Here is a 17,275-nt window from a genome sequence, read left to right as displayed (position 1 = left end):
GCGTCTGATATTCAAGAGCTGCGGCATCTCGGCAGAGCATTCAGGCCTTCCCGCGACCAGCGACACTCGCAATCGCCAGCACCAGGCACATCAGGCCGAGCGTGATCGGCAAGCCTCTCGCGCCCAGCAAGTCCATGGCGGTGCCAGCCAACGGCGGCACGGCAATGCCGCCGACGCCCCACATCAGCGAGAAGGCGGCGTTGCCGGCGACCAGTGTCGAGCCGCTGAAACGCTCGCCAAGCTCGATGATCGACATCGTATAGATGCCGTAGGAAACCGCCCCCCAGACAAAGATCATCGGCCAGATCAGCGGCGTTTCGATGAGAAGCGGCAGCAGCAGGCATCCGAGCACGGTCAGGCAAACACAGGCAAGCCGCACCAGGCGTGCGGTCAGCCTCTCCGCCAGCAGGCCGAGCGGCACCTGCATAGCAATGTTGCCGGCGATCATCATCGACAGCAGCGCCGACATGCGGACTTCAGCGATGCCGTGATGGGTGCCATAGACCGGCAGCAGGGCCAGCGCCCCTTGTTCGAAACCCGCAGCCACGATGACCGCGAACAGAAGCAGCCACGCCATCGGCACGAAGTTCAGGACGGAAACCTGGTGACCGGCTTCGTCCACCTTCGGCAGGCGCGGCAGCACCGACGCCAGGCAGACGCCGCACAGCATGAAGGCACAAATGCCGACGAGGAAGGGCGGCCATCCCTGTGTACCAACGGCAAGCAGGCAAAGCGGGCCAGCCGCGAAGCCGGCCGAGATGATCGTCGAATACACGCCCATGATGCGCCCGCGCCGCGCCGGCGGCGCCAGCGCGATCACCCAGATTTCGCTCAAGACATAGAGCGGATTGGTCACCACGCCGATCAGGAAGCGCAGGGGAAACCAGAGATAGACATTCTGCGTCCAGCCGATCAGCGCCAGCACGACAGCCGAGAGCGCGGCACAAATGAGCGCCGTGCGCCCTGCCCCGAACCGCCGCGCCAGCCCCGGGATGAGCGGCGACGAGACGATGAAGCCGATCGGCGTCATCGCCGCCGACAGGCCGATCATCGCCGGCGAGACGCCCTGACGCTGCAGGATGAAGCTCAGCAGCGGATAGGACAGCCCTTGCGCGATGGCGAACACCGAGACGGTCGCGATCACGCCGGTGATCGCTGCCCACTGCATTCCTTCGCCAGTTTCCGAATCCGCCGCGGCCATGGTCCTACCGTTGGTGCGCGGCAGAATTAGCGGTTTGGCCAAACAGCGGTAAGCCCCGCCGCTGGGAAGCGCTTGCTCCAGCCAGATGCATGTCAGGAGGCTCGACGTTGCGAGGAGCGGTACAGAGCGAAGGCGACCAGAACAGCGTCGAGACCGGCGATCACCACCGGCAGCCCCAGCGAACCGATGCCTTGCATGAGCAGGCCGGCGCCCGGCGGTCCGACAATGCCGCCAACGCCCCACAGCAAAGCGAAGGCCGCATTGCCGGTGACGAGCAGCGTGCCCTTGAACCGGCTGCCGAGTTCGACCAGCGCCATCGTATAGACGCCGTAGCCGACAGCGCCCATCACCAGCAGCACGCCCCAGATCAGCGGCGTCATGATCAGCAGCGGCAGCAGCGCCGCGCAGATTGCCGTCGCCACGGCGCAGGCCACGATCATCGGACGGCCGCCGAAGCGTTCGGCAAGCAGGCCGAGCGGGATCTGCAGCAGGATGTTGCCGAGCGACAGCGCCATCACCAGTGCGGCCAGCACGGCTTCCGGCAGGCCATAGCCGGCGCCGAACACCGGAACCAGCGCATAGGTGCTTTGCTGGACGGCGGCCGAGACCAGCACGGCCAGCAGCAGCGCCGGCGCCAGCCGGGCAAAGCCGACAAAGCTTCCGGCCGGCTGGCCGTCATCCTCGAAGCCAGTGAGTTTTGACGAGACAAGGCGCAGAATGACCGCGCAAAGCATGAAGCCGCCGACACCAACGCTGAACGGCGCCCAGCCCGATGTGCCGACAAAGGTCAAGGTGAAGGGTCCGGCCGCATAGCCGGCGCCCATCAGCGTGTTGAACACGCCCATCACCCGGCCGCGCCGCGACGGCGGCGCCAGCGACAGCGCCCAGACCTCGCCAAGGATATAGAGCGGGTTGATGACGACGCCGATGATGAAGCGGATAATGTACCAGGCCACCCAGTTCTGCAGATAGCCGATGCCGAGGAAGCACAGCGCGCCGATCAGCGAGCAGCCGACCGCCAGGTTTCGTGCACCGATCTGCCGCACCGCCGCCGGCACGAACGAGGCCGACAGGATCAGCCCGAGCGGCATCATCGCCGCCGACACGCCGATCAGCCCGGGCGACAGGCCTTGCTTCTGCATCAGAAGCGTGAACAGCGGCGAGCTCAGCCCTTGCGCGGCGCCGAACATGGCAAGTGCGGCGGTGACGCCGGCGAGCGCTGCCCACTGCGTTCCCGCTTCGCCTTCGGCGGCGTTGGTTGCGACCATACAGCTCTCTTCGCCCGGACACTTGCCAGCCCATTTGCCGGCCATCAGGCCGGCGAGCCCCAGCTATCGGTTCATTGCCGGAAAAGGAAGGTCCAGGCGCGGAAATCCAATTGTCCGGGATCGTCCGGCGGCCTCTCTTCATCGGGTCGGCTCTTGACGACTACGTCAACAACTTTGCGTAGCCGGCATCAACGATCATAGTGAGATGTCTTTGATAGTCCGCGTATTCGATATCGCCCTCAAGAATACGCCCCAATTTCGGATTTCCAACGCCCGGCCAAGGCAACAGCGCGATCGGCGCCGCAACAGGGGTAAGATTGCTGCCCGCGCCGACGGCCAGCGTCGCCAGCAGTCCGTAAATCTCACCACGGATATGAGGACGGTTCAGGATGGCGATACGCATCTGCCCCTGATCGTTGGTGTAGAGATAAATTTGCCCGGACCTGTTGGGAATCGAGACCACGCCCTTTTGCGAAAACGGCGCGTCCAGGCGATCCATTTCGCGAAACGCCAGACACTCTTGATCCCCGTCCCAATAGATTTGCGTGCGATAAGCATAGATGGCGCCGGCAAGCTCAAAGGAAGGCCGCAGCGTCAGATAATCTCCCTCCAGCCACGCAACACCGGCTTTGGCATATCCACCCAGATCCGGCCTCGACGAAGAGACCTTGGGCACCTGAACGCGTAGCGAAATGCCCAAGGCGGTTTCCAGCCGAACGACGCTCGCGATGGTGAAAGGACGGCTTCCGTTCAGTGCCTTTTCAAGGGTCGAAATGCTGATTTTGGCGCTATCGGCCAGCGTCTGACGAGACATGCGACGGCGGGCTAATTCCTCCCGAACGCGCTCCGCCATCGCTACGTTCTCTGAAGGTTCGATATCTGGCCTCATATTGCACCGGACAAATCCGCACAACGGCATACATCGCGCGACCGCCGATGCCAATCAAGGCCAAACAAAACGCTACGCCGGCTGGCGTCAGGAAGCGCATCGTTCGTACGGGTTACGAGCGAGGATGCAATGACCGTTTCCACCGTCTTCAAGCAATCGGCGATTGCCGGCGCCTGCATGCTTTTCACCGCCGGCACAGCGTTCGCATGGCCGCAGATGACGGGTGACACACGGCGCTCGGAGTGTGTCGAGGCTCTGGCGATGGCCTCGGCGCAATTCAGGTCCGACACGTTCAGCATGAGGGCGCCCTTGCCCATCGCGGCCGCTGCCATGTCCCGGTTGGTGCTCAGCATCGGCGAAGAGCATATCGAGGCTGGCAACGCCCAGATCGCCGACCCCGAAGTGTTCGACAAAATCGCTTATCCGGGCGACCCGAACACGCTGCGCAATCTGTATTGGCAAATCTCGCCACAGAATGGGAAGCGACTGATCGTGGCGGAGAGCGCAGTTGGCTGGCGCGGCGACCGGTACAGCTATTATCTGGTCGACCCTTCGCTTCCCGTTGAAACGTTCTTGGTCGATCCCCAGCAGGCACAAACACATGGTCTGCGGCCCGTCATCCAAGAGGTTTGGCGCCCACTGCAACTGTTGCAGAATTCGGCGTCGGGCCAACTGTGGGCAATCGACCAAAATCAGGAAGGAAGCTGGGACGTATACAGTCTGGACGAAGCCGGGATGTCCCCCCACTGTCACATCGCCTTCATGCCTGAGTTGACCCGAGCGGTGCTGCTGGTCCCCAAACCGGTGCAACGCTTGGCAACCCTGCTTGCCGCGGCGCTGGGGCCGGGAAAAGATGAAGGCACGCTTCAGCCGACCGCGCGTATAGCATATGAGGTGGAGCAGGCTTGGGCCAACGCCGCCATACGTCCGTGGGCGTTGAAACGCGAACTCTACAACTCACGTGCCGAAGTTGATGACGGACTGAAGAAATGGGCGATGCAAGGTCCAGCTTACCGCAAGGCCTATCGCGTCCTACGCAGGCAGTATCCAAAAGCAGTGTCGTCCCTAACGTCCTACTACCGCTCAACTTTTCACGTTTCGTCGCGCGCGGCGCGGGCAATGGCGATACATTCATTGGACTATGTATACCGCAGCTACTTTGTCTTTCATCGCGAGCCGTCCGTCACCATCCTCGGTTGGAACTGAGGACCGACACCCAAACTCAAGAGCGCGAGATCAATCAACCGGTCATTTGAGACTCTCGCAAAGCTGCCGTTCCGGCATGTCGCTTCCCTCGCCCTAGTGGTCGCCGCCTCCGCAATGGCCGGCGGGCCGCCGGTCCATTATGCCGCCCGCTGTTCGCATCGTACGAGGACCATCATGACCGCCGCCCTACACCCCCTAGAACCGGCTTTGGCGCCCGACCGTGCCCGCCGTGGCGGCCGCGCCGGAAAGCGCGCCGGAGGCTCGGCCGCGTTCGAGCAGCCGGCTTTCCGCCAGCTTAGAAACCCGCTCACGCCGACCAAGCTGGTCTCGGATGACGAGCTGGAATCGATCCACCTCGCCTCCTTGCGGGTGCTCAGGGAGATCGGCGTCGACGTCCTGCACGACGAAGCCCGCCGCATCATGAAGGCACATGGCGCCGATGTGCGCGAAGGCTCGGAGCGGGTGCGCTTCGACAGCGACATGATCCTCGATCTGATCTCGAACTGCCCGTCGGAATTCACGCTGCATGCCCGCAACCCTGCGCACAACGTCCGCTTCGGCGGCAACAATGTGATCCTGTCGATGATGGCGTCGGCGCCGAACTGCTCCGACATCGATCGCGGCCGCCGGCCCGGCAACCAGGCGGACTACCGCAACTTCCTGCGCCTGGCGCAGATGCACAACATCCTGAACTGCACTGGTGGCTATCCGGTCGAGCCGACCGATATCCATCCGTCGGTCCGCCACCTCGAATGCATCCGCGACCTCGCCACGCTGACCGACAAGGTGTTCCACATCTATTCGCTCGGCAAGGAGCGCAATGTCGACGGCATCGAGATCGCCAGGATCGCGCGCGGCATCGGCCACGAGCAACTGCTCGAGGAGCCCTCCGTCTTCACCATCATCAACACCAATTCGCCGCTCAAGCTCGACGTACCGATGATGGAAGGCATCATCCAGATGTCGAGCAAGGGCCAGGTCGTTGTCGTCACGCCCTTCACTTTGTCGGGCGCCATGGCGCCGGTCACCATCGCCGGCGCGCTGGTGCAGCAGAATGCCGAGGCGCTGTCCGGCATCGCCTTCGCCCAGATGGTGCGCAAGGGTGCGCCTGTCGGCTATGGCGGCTTCACCTCCAATGTCGACATGAAGTCCGGCTCACCGGCCTTCGGCACGCCCGAATATATGAAGGCGCAGCTCGTCGGCGGCCAGCTTGCCCGCCGCTACAACATCCCCTACCGCACCTCCAACACCTGCGCCGCCAACACGGTCGACGCGCAGGCCGCCTATGAGAGCGTGTTCTCGCTGTGGGGCGCCATCCAGGGCGGCGGCAATCTGATGATGCACGGCGCCGGCTGGCTCGAAGGCGGCCTGCGCTGCTCCTACGAGAAGACCATTCTGGACATCGACCTGCTGCAGATGGTGGCCGAATTCCTCACCCCGCTCGACCTGTCCGAAGAGGCGCTCGGCTTCGACGCCATCCAGTCGGTCGGCCCCGGCGGCCATTTCTTCGGCACCCAGCACACGCAGGACCGCTACAAGACCGCGTTCTATTCGCCGATCCTTTCCGACTGGCGCAATTTCGAGACCTGGGCGGAAGCCGGCTCGCCGACGGCGCTGGAAAAGGCCAACAAGGTCTGGAAAGAGCGGCTGGCGTCCTATGACGAGCCCTACATGGACCCGGCGATCCGCGAGGAGCTCAACGCTTTCGTAGAGAAGCGCACGGCCGAAGGCGGCGCGCCGACCGATTTTTGACTGTGCTTGGTGTGCATCGTCACGCCAGCGATCGAAACCTCTGACTCAATTTGCGCAAAAACGGACCTATCTTCATGAAATCCCATGTAAAAGCGGTTGTCATCGGCGGTGGCGTCGTCGGCTGCTCGGTGCTTTATCACCTGGCCAAGGCCGGCTGGACCGACATCATGCTGATCGAGCGCTCGGAGCTGACCTCCGGCTCGTCCTGGCACGCGGCGGGCGGCTTCCACACGCTGAACGGCGATCCCAATGTCGCCAAGCTGCAGGCCTACACCGTGCAGCTCTACAAGGAGATCGAGGAAATCTCGGGCCAGTCCTGCTCGCTGCATCTGACCGGCGGCGTCATGATGGCCGATACGCCGGAACGCATGGACTTCCTGCGCCTTGCCCATGCCAAGGGCCGCTATCTCGGCATGGACACCGAGCTGATCACGCCTTCGGAAGCCAAGGCGATGTTCCCGCTGATGGACGAGAAGAACTTCGTCGGCGCCATGTGGGATCCGGTCGAGGGCCATCTCGACCCGTCCGGCACCACCATCGCCTACTCCAAGGCGGCCAAGAAGCTCGGCGCCGAGATCGTGCTGCGCAACCGCGTCGTTGATCTTACCCAGCAGCCGGACGGCACCTGGAACGTCGTCACCGAGCAGGGCACTGTCCATGCCGAGCATGTCGTCAATTGCGGCGGCCTGTGGGCGCGCGAGATCGGCCGCATGGTTGGCGTCGAGCTGCCGGTGCTTGCCATGGAGCACATGTACCTCTTGACCGAGCCAATGCCGGAGGTCGAGGAGTTCAACAAGTCGACCGGCCGCGAGATGATCGGCGTGCTCGACTTCAAGGGCGAGATCTACACCCGCCAGGAGCGCAACGGCATCCTGCTCGGCACTTATGAAAAGGCCTGCAAGCCGTGGTCGCCGGTCAACACGCCCTGGGATTTCGGCCATGAACTGCTGCCGCCCGATCTCGACCGCATCGCGCCGTCGCTGGAAATCGGCTTCAAGCATTTCCCCGGCATCGAGAAGGCCGGCATCAAGCAGATCATCAACGGCCCCTTCACCTTTGCGCTCGACGGCAACCCGCTTGTCGGCCCGGTGCAGGGCCTGACCAATTTCTGGTGCGCCTGCGCCGTCATGGCCGGCTTCAGCCAGGGTGGTGGCGTTGGCCTAGCACTGTCCAACTGGATGGTGCATGGCGATCCGGGCTTCGACGTCTGGGGCATGGATGTTGCCCGCTTCGGCGAATGGGCCGGTCTGCGCTACACCAACGCCAAGGTGCGCGAAAACTATTCGCGCCGCTTCTCGATCCGGTTCCCCAATGAGGAACTGCCGGCCGCCCGCCCGGCGCAGACGACGCCGCTCTACGACACCATGCTCGCCAACAACGCCGTCATGGGCGATAGCTGGGGTCTCGAAACCCCGCTCTGGTTCGCGCCGAAAGGCAAGGAACCGAAAGACATCGTCTCCTTCCATCGCTCCAACGATTTCGGCCCGATCGGCGAGGAAGTGCGCGCCACGCGCGAGCGCGTCGGCGTCACCGAAATCGCCAACTTCGCCAAATACGAGGTGTCGGGACCGGGCGCGGAAGAATTCCTCAACCGGCTGATGACCAACCGCATGCCGAAGACCGGCCGCATCGTACTGACGCCGATGATCAACGAATTCGGCAAGCTGATCGGCGACTTCACCATCGCCAAGGCCGGTGAAGAGCGCTTCATGATCTGGGGTTCGTCCGCCGCGCAGAAATACCATATGCGCTGGTTCGAAAAGCATTTGCCGAAGGATGGCTCGGTGCGCATTCACCGCTTCGACCAGACGCTGGTCGGCCTGTCGGTCGCCGGGCCCAAGTCGCGAGACCTCTTGCAGAAGCTGGTCGATGTCGACATCTCGACCAAAGCCTTCCGCTTCATGGATTTCCGCGAAATGGCCGTCGGCGGCGCGCCCTGCATGGTCAACCGCATCACCTACACCGGCGATCTCGGCTATGAGATCTGGATGGCGCCGGCCTACCAGCGCCTGGTCTACAAGGCGATCAAGGATGCCGGCGAGGAGTTTGGTCTCGTCGATTTCGGCATGCGCGCTCTGCTGTCGATGCGTCTCGAAAAGAACTTCCCGACATGGTTCCGCGAATTGCGCCCGATCTACGGCCCGTTCGAAGGCTCGATGGACCGCTTTATCAAGCTCGAGAAGAACGACTTTATTGGCCGTGAGGCTGCCGCCAAGGAACAGGCGGAAGGACCGAAACTGCGCCGCGTCTCCTTCATCGTCGACGCTGCCGATGCCGACGTGATGGGTGACGAGCCAATCTGGGCCAAGGTCAGCAAGGACTACGGCACGGTGGAAAAGCCGCATGGCTATGGCGCGCCGCGCTTTGACGACAAGGGCAAGGAAGTGCGTGGTTCCAAGGCTGCCGAAGGCGCGTCCGCCGTGCGCGGCATCGTCGACGGCGACTGGCGCGTGGTCGGCTGGGTGACGTCGGGCGGCTATGCCCACTATGTCCAGAAGTCGATGGCGCAGGGCTACGTTCCGGCAGCACTTGCCGAGGACGAAAGCGCCGGCCTGTTCGAGATCGAGATCCTCGGCCGCCGTCGCCCGGCGCGCATCAATGTCGAGGCACCTTTCGACCCGAGCGGCGAGAAGATGCGGACCTGAGGGTCGACCATGGACAGCGCGGCGCCAAAAGGCGGATTCGGCCGCCATCGCAAGATCATGCCGTTCGAGCCGGGCTCGATCGAGGAATTGCGCGAAGGCTCCCGCCAGAAGGCGGCTTCGCTCAACCAGCATGTGCTGGGCTATGGCGCACAGGCTGAGGCGGAATGGGCGGCGGCAGGCATTGCCGCCCCCGATCTTCCGGCGATGCGCAAATACCGGCTGGAGCGCATCCGCGCCGAGCTGAAGCGCCGCGGCTATGCCGGCGCCCTGCTCTACGACCCCGTCAACATCCGCTACGCGACCGACTCGACCAACATGCAGCTGTGGGTGGCGCACAACCCGACGCGGCATTGCTTCGTCGCCACCGAGGGACCGGTGGTGCTGTTCGACTATTTCTCTTGCGAGCACCTTTCCGACCATTCCGGCGTCGTCGACGAAGTGCGCCCGGCCGTGTCGTGGATGTATCTCTATGGCGGCGAACTCACCGAGCAAAAGGTCCGCCGCTGGGCCGCCGGCATTGCCGATCTGGTCAGGGAACATGGCGGCGGCAACAGCCGCATCGCCGTCGACCATCTCAACCCGGAAGGCGTCGAGGAACTGGCGCGGCTTGGTATCTCCATCGGCAATGGCGAGGCGGTGATGGAGAATGCGCGGCTGATCAAATCACCGGATGAAATCCTCGCCATGCGCCGCGCCATCGTCGCCTGCGAAGCAGCGATGGGCGAGATGGAACAGGCGCTGAAGCCCGGCATTTCCGAGAACGAAATGTGGGCCGAACTGCATCGCGGCAACATTGCGCGCGGCGGGGAATGGATCGAGACGCGGCTGCTGGCGTCAGGTCCGCGCAGCAATCCGTGGTTCCAGGAATGCTCGTCGCGCGTGATCGAGGCCGGCGACCTCGTTGCCTTCGACACCGACCTGATCGGTCCCTACGGCTTCTGCGCCGACCTTTCGCGCACCTGGCTTTGCGGCGATACCAAGCCGACCAACGAACAGCGCGACCTGTTCCGTATTGCCGCCGACCAGATCGAGCACAACACGCAATTGATGCAGCCCGGCATCTCCTTCCGCGACCTTGTCGAACGCTCGGCAGTGCCGCCGGGAGACTGCTTCCCGACCCGCTACGGCGTGCTCTATCACGGCGTCGGCCTGGCCGACGAATACCCGACCTTGCCGCATGCCAGCGACTGGACGCTGGATACGCCGGACGGCGTGCTCGAGCCAGGCATGGTGTTGTGCGTGGAAAGCTATATAGGCAGGCTTGGCGGGCACGAAGGCGTCAAGATCGAGGAGCAGATCCTGATCACCGAGACCGGCAACGAGCAGCTTTCAACCTACCCGTTGGATGCGCGGCTTCTCGGCTAACCCGGCAAGGGCTTCGCGCATTGCCTTGACTGTCTTTTCCGGCGTTGTCCCGGCGGTGATGAAGGGCAGGCCCTTGCGCCGTGCGGTCCAGCCGACGATCGCGACCTTGCGGGCCGCCGGTTCGAAACGCTGTGCCAGCGCCCAGCTTTCGCAATCGATGGCGGCGATGTCAGCCCTGCCCTCGGCCACAGTGACGATCGAGGCGCGATGGCCACCGCTGGCGCTACGCGAGGAAAAGATGTCGAGGCTCTCGCCGGCTGCCTGCAGGTCGCGCGTCAGCCCGATAATGCCCGACATGGAATCGAGGCTGTTGAAGGTGAAGCGCTTGCCGCGCATCAGGTCGAGCGGCAGCAAGGCCTTGCCGTCCGCGGGCGATCGCGCCTCCGGCCCCTCGCCCGTCCGCATGACCAGCGCGCTGGAATAGAGCTCGCCCTGCCCGCCTTCATAGGCGTCATAGCTTGGCTGGCCGACCACTTGCACATGGCTGGACAGGCCGAGTTCCATCGGCCCCCAGCAGGTCTGTGCAAACAGCAGCGCCGGGTGCAGCCAGAGCTGGTGGTAATCGAGTTCGTCCGGCGGCAATGTCGCCGGGTCCGGCGCGATCAAGGCTCCCTCGGCATCGTGGATGCCACCCGGCACCGGCGGCAGGTCGCCATTGCGGCGCACGATGGTCTGCGGCGCATCGATGCCCTTTTGCCGGAAGGCATCGCGCAGACGTACCCATTGCGCGTCGACCTCGCCGCGCACTTCGGGCCAGTCATACATTGGCAACGCCGCAATCGATTCAATCATGCCGATATCAAATCATCACATCTGGAAAAAGGATCGCAAAAACGCGGCGTCCAATCAGAATTGGCCGACACCTCTCGCAGAATGCCCCGAACTATTCCTTGGGCGGCTCGGCGGGCACCGGCGCAGTGCCGAGCCCATTGATGTTGCGCGCCCGGATGCGCGGCTTGAATGCCCGACCGTGCTCGGGCGCGCGCCGCAGCACGGGATGCACGATCGGCTCCTTCGCCTTGAAGGCATAGGCTTTGATCAGCGCGAAATAGTTCGGATAGGCATAGCCATTGTTCATCCGCAGCCACTCGTCACGGCGCTCGTGAAACAGTCTCGGCAGCTTGTACCAGGCCGCCGTGGGCGTCTTGTGATGGATGAAGTGCAGGTTGTTGTTCAGGAACAGCAACGACAACGGCGAGCGTTCGATGATCACAGTGCGGCCTTCCGGATGCTCGGACCACTGATGCTCGGCAAAGGTGCGGATCGCAATCAGCGACTGGCCGAGCCACACCGGCGCCAGGATGTAGAGCCACAGCGGAATACCGAAGCCGAACTGCACGATCGGCGCCACGATGGCGAGGCCGATCGCATGCAGCAGCCAGGCTTTGCGGATCGCCTTGTCGCCGGCCATCATCTGCTTGAAATCGTCGATGAAGAAGCCGATGCAGGACAGCCAGGGGCCGAGGAAGAAACGGCCGGCCATCGTGTTGTTGATTTTGAGCAGGAACTTCATCGTCGGCGGCAGACCGTCGTGCTGCCACAGCGCCTGATAATAGCTCTCCGGATCGTCGAGCGGATCGGTCAGCCGCTCGTCGGCATGGTGGCGCAAATGCAGCGTCTTGAAGCGGCGGAACGGCCAGACCAGGCCGATCGGGAGGAAGACGAAGGCCTCGTTGATCAGCGCGCTGCGCGTTGGATGGCCATGCAGCACTTCGTGCATGATCGACGACTGCAGTGCCAGGATAAAGCCGAGGAGAGCGAGCGCCAGGATGGGATAGGGCGGCCAGAGCAGGAAACCGGTGGCGAGCCATGTTCCGTAACAGAAGAAAGCGAGAACCACGGTGGGCCATTCGATGGCCGGTGCGTTGCGTCGCTTGATGCTCTTGCCTGTCATGCTATCGACCACTGTCCCTCAGTCGCCGGAACCCCTAATGGTTCCTGACAACATAGTGTCAGGAGAAATGATTCCACTCAACGCGACAAAGTATACAAAATGTTGCGATTGCGCATTTTTGACCGCACATGTTACACATTGTAAACAAGCTTAGGGATTCATTTACGCCTGAGACGCCCCGCTGGCCCGTCTCGGCGCAAATTTTTCCTCAAGATTCGGAGGACCGGACGATGGACAAACGCGACCTGTCAGCAATCTTCCGGGAGCGTTTGAAGCTGCTCCTGACACGCTCCGACCTCAACCAGTCGGCATTCGCGTCGGCGGTCGGCATCGACCGGTCGGCGCTGTCGCAGCTGATGTCGGGCGCCTCGACGCGCCTCCCGCGCGCCGAAACGCTGCTCAACATCGCCGCAGAATTCAAGGTGTCGCTGGACTGGCTGCTCGGCCTCAGCCAGGACGAAGGCGTCACCGGCGAAATCCGCGAAAGCCTGGAGATCGAGGAAGCGCCCGACGGTTTCGACCGCACGCTGCTCGCCAAATGGTTCGCCGAGGCCGCGGGCACCAAGATCCGCTACGTCCCGGCCGGTATTCCCGATCTCCTGCGTACCCGCGCGCTCGTCGACTACGAGGCCAACATCACCAACAGGAGCCGTCTGGCGCAGGCCAGCGAGACGCAATACCGCATCGAATACAACCGGCGGCCGGAAACGGACATGGAAGTCTGCATGCCGCGCCACACGCTGGAGATCTTTGCGCGCGGCCTCGGCGTCTGGGACCGCTTTCCCGAGGCCGACCGTAGGCAGCAGCTCGCCCATATGGCGACGCTGCTCGACGATCTCTATCCGACCTTCCGGCTGTTTCTCTATGACGGCCGCATGCGCTATTCGATCCCACTCACCATCTTCGGCCCCTACCGCGCCGCCATCTATGTCGGCGACATGTATGTCGTGCTGAACGCCACCCAGCCGATCCAGGCGCTCACCCAGCATTTCGACAATCTGATCCGCGCCGCCGACATCAACCCACACGAGGCGGCCGCTTACGCGCGCAATCTGGCCGGCATGTCGTTCCCATCAGGCTCTGTCTGATTGACGGCCAGTCGACCGGCCTTGGCCGAGGGCCAGGTCAATCGCATTGCCGAAAGGTCGCGGCAAATCATTGACTAGACATAAAGACTTCTTTATATCCTTATTCGAATTCGAAACACGAAAGCCAATCCGATGACGACGACCAATCCGATCGATGCCTTGCTGGCTGAAAAGGGTGTGCTGCTGGCCGACGGCGCCACCGGCACCAATTTGTTCGCCATGGGCCTGGAGGCTGGCGAGGCGCCGGAATTGCTGAACGAGACGGCGCCCGACACCATCACCAGCCTGCATCAGAATTTCGTCGATGCCGGCGCCGACATCATTCTGACCAACTCCTTCGGCGGCACCCGCCATCGGCTGAAGCTCCACCATGCGCAGGACCGCGTACATGCGCTCAACAAGCGCGCCGCCGAGATTGCCCGCGCCGTTGCCGACAAGGCCGGCCGCAAGGTGATCGTCGCCGGCTCCGTCGGCCCGACCGGCGAATTGCTGGTGCCGCTCGGCGCCATGACCTATGACGAGGCGGTCAACGCCTTTGCCGAACAGATCGAGGGTCTCAAGGAAGGCGGCGCTGAAGTCGCCTGGATCGAAACCATGTCGGCGCCCGACGAAATTCGCGCCGCCGCCGAAGCCGCGATCCGCGTCGGCCTGCCCTACACCTATACCGGCTCCTTCGACACGGCCGGCCGCACCATGATGGGCCTGCTGCCGAAAGACATCCACGGCGTCGTCGACGGCCTGTCCGAGGCACCGCTCGGCGTTGGTGCTAATTGCGGCGTCGGCGCCTCGGACATCCTGGCCTCGCTGCTCGACATGACCGAGGCGAAACCGCAGGCGACCGTCATCGTCAAGGGCAATTGCGGCATTCCCGAATTCCGCGGCACCGAGATCCATTATTCCGGCACGCCGGAACTCATGGCCGACTATGTCCGTCTCGCCGTCGATGCCGGCGCCAAGATCGTCGGCGGCTGCTGCGGCACCTCGTTCCAGCATCTTGCCGCAATGCGCAAGGCGCTCGACGCCCACACCAAGGCGGATCGTCCGACTGTCGCCGCGATCGTCGAGCGCATCGGTCCGATGCGCAACAAAGTGGCGACCGAAAACACCGCCGAGACCAGCGAAGCCCGCCGAGAGCGCCGCCGCAGCCGGGCCTGAAGCTATCTTTTTCGATTATTCGCTGTTGTCGGCGTAACTCGACTGCGCCGACTTGAAATCGACGACATTGTCGCCGCGCATCGTCATCAGCGCGCCGGATGCAGCCGGATCGCTGATCTGCTCCAGCATGGCGCGGAAGCGATCGTTGGTCAGCGCCGACATGGCGGTATGGCGCGCCTGTGCGACATCGTCGCTGATACGCTTGGATTCGGCTGACGGGGCGGATGAAACCGGCGAAGCGTCGCGTGCCGGCGGTACCGAGTTGGCGATAGTCGTGATCTGCAATTCCGGCTCCCTCAAGCCCTGTAAACATGACCGGTGTAACAATAGGACATTGCGATCCGGTACCGGAAATACCGCGAAGTTTAACGATCATGCCAGTAATCGCCGCCCCAAGGATCCGTTGAGATTCAGGTCAGGCCGAGTCGAAAACGGCAGGTTCCGAGAACCGGAGCGGAGCGTACTTTTCGTACGTGAGCACCGGAAGCGGAGGAAGCTGCCGTTTGCAGACCGGCCTCACCTGAATATCAACGGATCCGAAAAAAAGGCCGGCAAGGGAATGAACCCCTCGCCGGCCTGCCTCACCCGCCCGTAGGCCGGTTTCCTCGGTCAGAACGATCCCATCTGAAAGAAACCGGCCGTCATCGCCACTACCGGTTACCGCCCAGCGCCGAGGCAAGGCGCACGAGTGAGAGGAACTCGGACCTGTACCCAAACGGGTCGGCTCCTCGGGCGGCAGTGGCAATCTCCATGATCTTGTCGTAACCGAACTTCGCCGTCGCATCCTCGTCGCGCAGCTTCTGGCCGAAGGCCGCAACCGCGACGGAGAAACGCTGGTCGGTGCTGGCCTGGTCGAAGGACGCCACCTCGTTGGCCGAGGTCACCGGCGTGGTGATCAGCTTCGAGATGTCTTCGTTGGGCAGCTTGTAGCGGATCTTGACGAAGGCATATTCGTCCGCGTTGGCGACGCCGCCATTGTTGACCGTGGCCTGGCCATAACGCAGCGGGTCGATCTGCTCGCCGCCGCTACCCTTCGGCGTGATCTCGTAGATCGCCGTGACCGAGTGGCCCGAACCGATATCGCCGGCATCGACACGGTCATTGTTGAAGTCCTCGCGGTTGAGCGCCCGGGTCTCGTAGCCGATCAGCCGGTATTCGGAGACCTTGTTCGGGTTGAACTCGACCTGGATCTTCACGTCCTTGGCGATCGGGAACAGCGTCGAGGAGGCATCCTCGACCAGCACCTTTTCCGCCTCGGCCAGCGTGTCGATATAGGCCGCGGTGCCGTTGCCGTTCTGGGCGATGGTCTGCATCATCTGGTCGTTCAGATTGTCGTGCCCAAAGCCGAATACCGACAGGAAGACACCCGACTTGCGCTCCTGTTCGATCAGGCGCTTGAGATCATCGTCGTCGCTCTGGCCGACGTTGAAGTCGCCGTCGGTGGCCAGCATCACCCGGTTGACGCCGTCCTTGACGAAGGATTGCTGGGCAAGCTTGTAGGCTTCCTTGATGCCGGCCTCGCCGGCGGTCGAACCACCGGGCGTCAGATTGTCGATGGCATTGAGGATCTTATCCTTCTCGGCAGCCCTGGTCGGCATCAGCACGGTGCCGGCCTCGCCGGCATAGGTGACGATCGAGATGGTGTCGTCGGCTTTGAGCTTGCTGACCAGCAGCCGGAATGCCGACTTGAGCAGCGGCAGCTTGTCGGGTTCGTCCATCGAGCCCGAGACGTCAATCAGGAAGACAAGATTGGCCTTCGGCTGCTCGGTCGGCTTGATGTCGAAGCCCTTGATGGCGACGTGCATCAGCTTGGTGTGCTCGTTCCACGGCGTCGGCATGACGCTGACGGTCGAGTTGAACGGCGTCGATGCCGAGTCCGGCCCCTTCCAGTCATAGGGGAAGTAATTGATCATCTCCTCGACGCGCACCGTGTCGGCCTGCGGCACGGAGCCTTCCTTCAGCGAACGGCGCACGAAGGAATAGGAGGCGGTATCGACATCGATCGAGAAGGTCGAGACCGGATCCTCTAGTGCCGCATGCACCGGATTGGTCTTGAAATCCTGGACGCGGTTGCGGTTCTCCTCCTGCGGTGCGACCTGATCCGCCGGCGCGATGGTCGGCTGAGGTGCCATCAATTTGGAGTCGGCTCCCGGCACGCGAGCGACCCGTGACGCGTAGGGCGCGGTCCTGGTGCTACCATCCAACGCGAATTCACCTGTTGCAGGTGCCGGCTTGTAAGCCTTCAAAGTGCCCGCCTCGGTTTCGTTGATTGTTGCCGGAGCATCAGCCGGCACACCACGCCCCAGTGCATTCTGCCGTGCCGCGCCGCCAACCGCGGTCGATTCGGATTTCGGTGGCGAGGCCGGCGCCACAAGCGCGTCGGTCGCGTCGCGGCTTTCCACATCCGCGTCGGCCTTCTTGTCCTTCTCCAACCCGGTCGGAGCCTGCTTCGGCTCGGCCGGCTTCAGGGTCGCCGGCTTGTCGGCCAGCGTCTCGGTAATCTTTTCGTCGCCGCCGAATTTGGACGGCTGTTCCCTCAGCATATGGAAGGTGGCGTATCCGGCGATCGGCAGGGCGACGAGCCCGGCAAGAGCCGGCGTGGCAATGAGTTTCTTTTGCATGATCTCGCTCCAGAGCTTTTGTGCTCGCTCTGTGAGACGAAGGCCGCCGACCGATCCTTGGCTGACGGCAGAAATATTTTCCTGATCATAGGCGCGCATGGCGGCTTCGAAGGCGCGCGCCTTCGCGCTCTCGCCCGGCGCCGGCGCTGCGATGTCGCGCAGCCTGTTGAGTTCGTTGTCGTCGACCATGG

Annotated in this window: 13 protein-coding genes; 6 read left to right on the top strand and 7 right to left on the bottom strand. The window is 63.2% G+C overall.

Annotation, left to right across the window (positions count from 1 at the left end):
• Positions 1-40: 40 nt before the first annotated feature.
• The 3 genes from AC04SF_RS11110 to AC04SF_RS11100 form a co-directional block, all read right to left on the bottom strand.
• A complete protein-coding gene (locus AC04SF_RS11110) occupies positions 41-1,168 on the bottom strand; it encodes an MFS transporter (RefSeq protein ID WP_488477817.1) in 1,128 nt (375 codons plus the stop codon).
• A gap of 125 nt (positions 1,169-1,293) precedes the next feature.
• Positions 1,294-2,469 (bottom strand): MFS transporter, encoded by a 1,176-nt coding sequence (locus AC04SF_RS11105; protein ID WP_488477816.1) that lies wholly within the window; start codon positions 2,467-2,469, stop codon positions 1,294-1,296.
• A 160-nt stretch (positions 2,470-2,629) separates the two neighbouring features.
• On the bottom strand, positions 2,630-3,322 hold the full coding sequence (locus AC04SF_RS11100; RefSeq protein WP_477439300.1) for a helix-turn-helix domain-containing protein: 693 nt from the start codon (positions 3,320-3,322) through the stop codon (positions 2,630-2,632).
• A 165-nt stretch (positions 3,323-3,487) separates the two neighbouring features.
• On the opposite strand from AC04SF_RS11100, the gene AC04SF_RS11095 reads away from it, so the two are divergent.
• From AC04SF_RS11095 to AC04SF_RS11080, 4 genes are all read left to right on the top strand, one after another.
• Entirely contained in the window at positions 3,488-4,564 is a 1,077-nt protein-coding gene (locus tag AC04SF_RS11095) for a hypothetical protein (protein ID WP_488477815.1), read from the top strand.
• Positions 4,565-4,738: 174 nt separating this feature from the next.
• A complete protein-coding gene (locus AC04SF_RS11090; protein WP_488477814.1) occupies positions 4,739-6,316 on the top strand; it encodes a trimethylamine methyltransferase family protein in 1,578 nt (525 codons plus the stop codon).
• Between the two features lie 74 nt (positions 6,317-6,390).
• Complete coding sequence (locus AC04SF_RS11085) at positions 6,391-8,961, top strand: GcvT family protein (RefSeq protein WP_488477813.1); 2,571 nt, start codon at positions 6,391-6,393, stop codon at positions 8,959-8,961.
• Between the two features lie 9 nt (positions 8,962-8,970).
• On the top strand, positions 8,971-10,326 hold the full coding sequence (locus tag AC04SF_RS11080; protein ID WP_488477812.1) for a M24 family metallopeptidase: 1,356 nt from the start codon (positions 8,971-8,973) through the stop codon (positions 10,324-10,326).
• Here AC04SF_RS11080 and AC04SF_RS11075 read toward each other — a convergent pair.
• Positions 10,291-11,118 carry a phosphate/phosphite/phosphonate ABC transporter substrate-binding protein gene (locus tag AC04SF_RS11075; protein ID WP_488477811.1) on the bottom strand — a complete coding sequence of 276 codons (828 nt, stop codon included), beginning with the start codon at positions 11,116-11,118 and terminating at the stop codon, positions 10,291-10,293. The genes AC04SF_RS11080 and AC04SF_RS11075 overlap by 36 nt on opposite strands.
• A 91-nt stretch (positions 11,119-11,209) precedes the next feature.
• A complete protein-coding gene (locus AC04SF_RS11070) occupies positions 11,210-12,220 on the bottom strand; it encodes a fatty acid desaturase (RefSeq protein WP_488477810.1) in 1,011 nt (336 codons plus the stop codon).
• Between the two features lie 230 nt (positions 12,221-12,450).
• Between AC04SF_RS11070 and AC04SF_RS11065 the strand changes: the two genes are divergently transcribed.
• Positions 12,451-13,308: a helix-turn-helix domain-containing protein gene (locus AC04SF_RS11065; RefSeq protein ID WP_477222167.1), complete on the top strand. Its 858-nt coding sequence runs from the start codon at positions 12,451-12,453 to the stop codon at positions 13,306-13,308.
• 132 nt (positions 13,309-13,440) lie between these two features.
• Complete coding sequence (bmt, locus tag AC04SF_RS11060) at positions 13,441-14,463, top strand: betaine--homocysteine S-methyltransferase (RefSeq protein ID WP_488477809.1); 1,023 nt, start codon at positions 13,441-13,443, stop codon at positions 14,461-14,463.
• Between the two features lie 15 nt (positions 14,464-14,478).
• Here the strand turns inward: bmt and AC04SF_RS11055 are convergent, their stop codons facing one another.
• On the bottom strand, positions 14,479-14,748 hold the full coding sequence (locus tag AC04SF_RS11055; RefSeq protein WP_488477808.1) for a hypothetical protein: 270 nt from the start codon (positions 14,746-14,748) through the stop codon (positions 14,479-14,481).
• A 365-nt stretch (positions 14,749-15,113) separates the two neighbouring features.
• Complete coding sequence (locus AC04SF_RS11050) at positions 15,114-17,273, bottom strand: vWA domain-containing protein (protein ID WP_488477807.1); 2,160 nt, start codon at positions 17,271-17,273, stop codon at positions 15,114-15,116.
• Positions 17,274-17,275: the final 2 nt, after the last annotated feature.

The organism is Mesorhizobium sp. CNPSo 4671, from assembly GCF_057784245.1.
This window is presented reverse-complemented; position numbering and strand designations above follow the sequence as displayed.

Excerpts from the sequence above, each read along its gene's own strand:
- AC04SF_RS11105 (WP_488477816.1), bottom strand. The coding sequence starts at position 2,469 with ATGGTCGCAACCAACGCCGCCGAAGGCGAAGCGGGAACGCAGTGGGCA.
- AC04SF_RS11085 (WP_488477813.1), top strand. The coding sequence starts at position 6,391 with ATGAAATCCCATGTAAAAGCGGTTGTCATCGGCGGTGGCGTCGTCGGC.
- AC04SF_RS11065 (WP_477222167.1), top strand. The coding sequence starts at position 12,451 with ATGGACAAACGCGACCTGTCAGCAATCTTCCGGGAGCGTTTGAAGCTG.
- AC04SF_RS11080 (WP_488477812.1), top strand. The coding sequence starts at position 8,971 with ATGGACAGCGCGGCGCCAAAAGGCGGATTCGGCCGCCATCGCAAGATC.
- AC04SF_RS11050 (WP_488477807.1), bottom strand. The coding sequence starts at position 17,273 with ATGGTCGACGACAACGAACTCAACAGGCTGCGCGACATCGCAGCGCCG.
- AC04SF_RS11090 (WP_488477814.1), top strand. The coding sequence starts at position 4,739 with ATGACCGCCGCCCTACACCCCCTAGAACCGGCTTTGGCGCCCGACCGT.
- AC04SF_RS11075 (WP_488477811.1), bottom strand. The coding sequence starts at position 11,118 with ATGATTGAATCGATTGCGGCGTTGCCAATGTATGACTGGCCCGAAGTG.
- AC04SF_RS11095 (WP_488477815.1), top strand. The coding sequence starts at position 3,488 with ATGACCGTTTCCACCGTCTTCAAGCAATCGGCGATTGCCGGCGCCTGC.
- AC04SF_RS11070 (WP_488477810.1), bottom strand. The coding sequence starts at position 12,220 with ATGACAGGCAAGAGCATCAAGCGACGCAACGCACCGGCCATCGAATGG.
- bmt (WP_488477809.1), top strand. The coding sequence starts at position 13,441 with ATGACGACGACCAATCCGATCGATGCCTTGCTGGCTGAAAAGGGTGTG.
- AC04SF_RS11100 (WP_477439300.1), bottom strand. The coding sequence starts at position 3,322 with ATGGCGGAGCGCGTTCGGGAGGAATTAGCCCGCCGTCGCATGTCTCGT.
- AC04SF_RS11110 (WP_488477817.1), bottom strand. The coding sequence starts at position 1,168 with ATGCAGTGGGCAGCGATCACCGGCGTGATCGCGACCGTCTCGGTGTTC.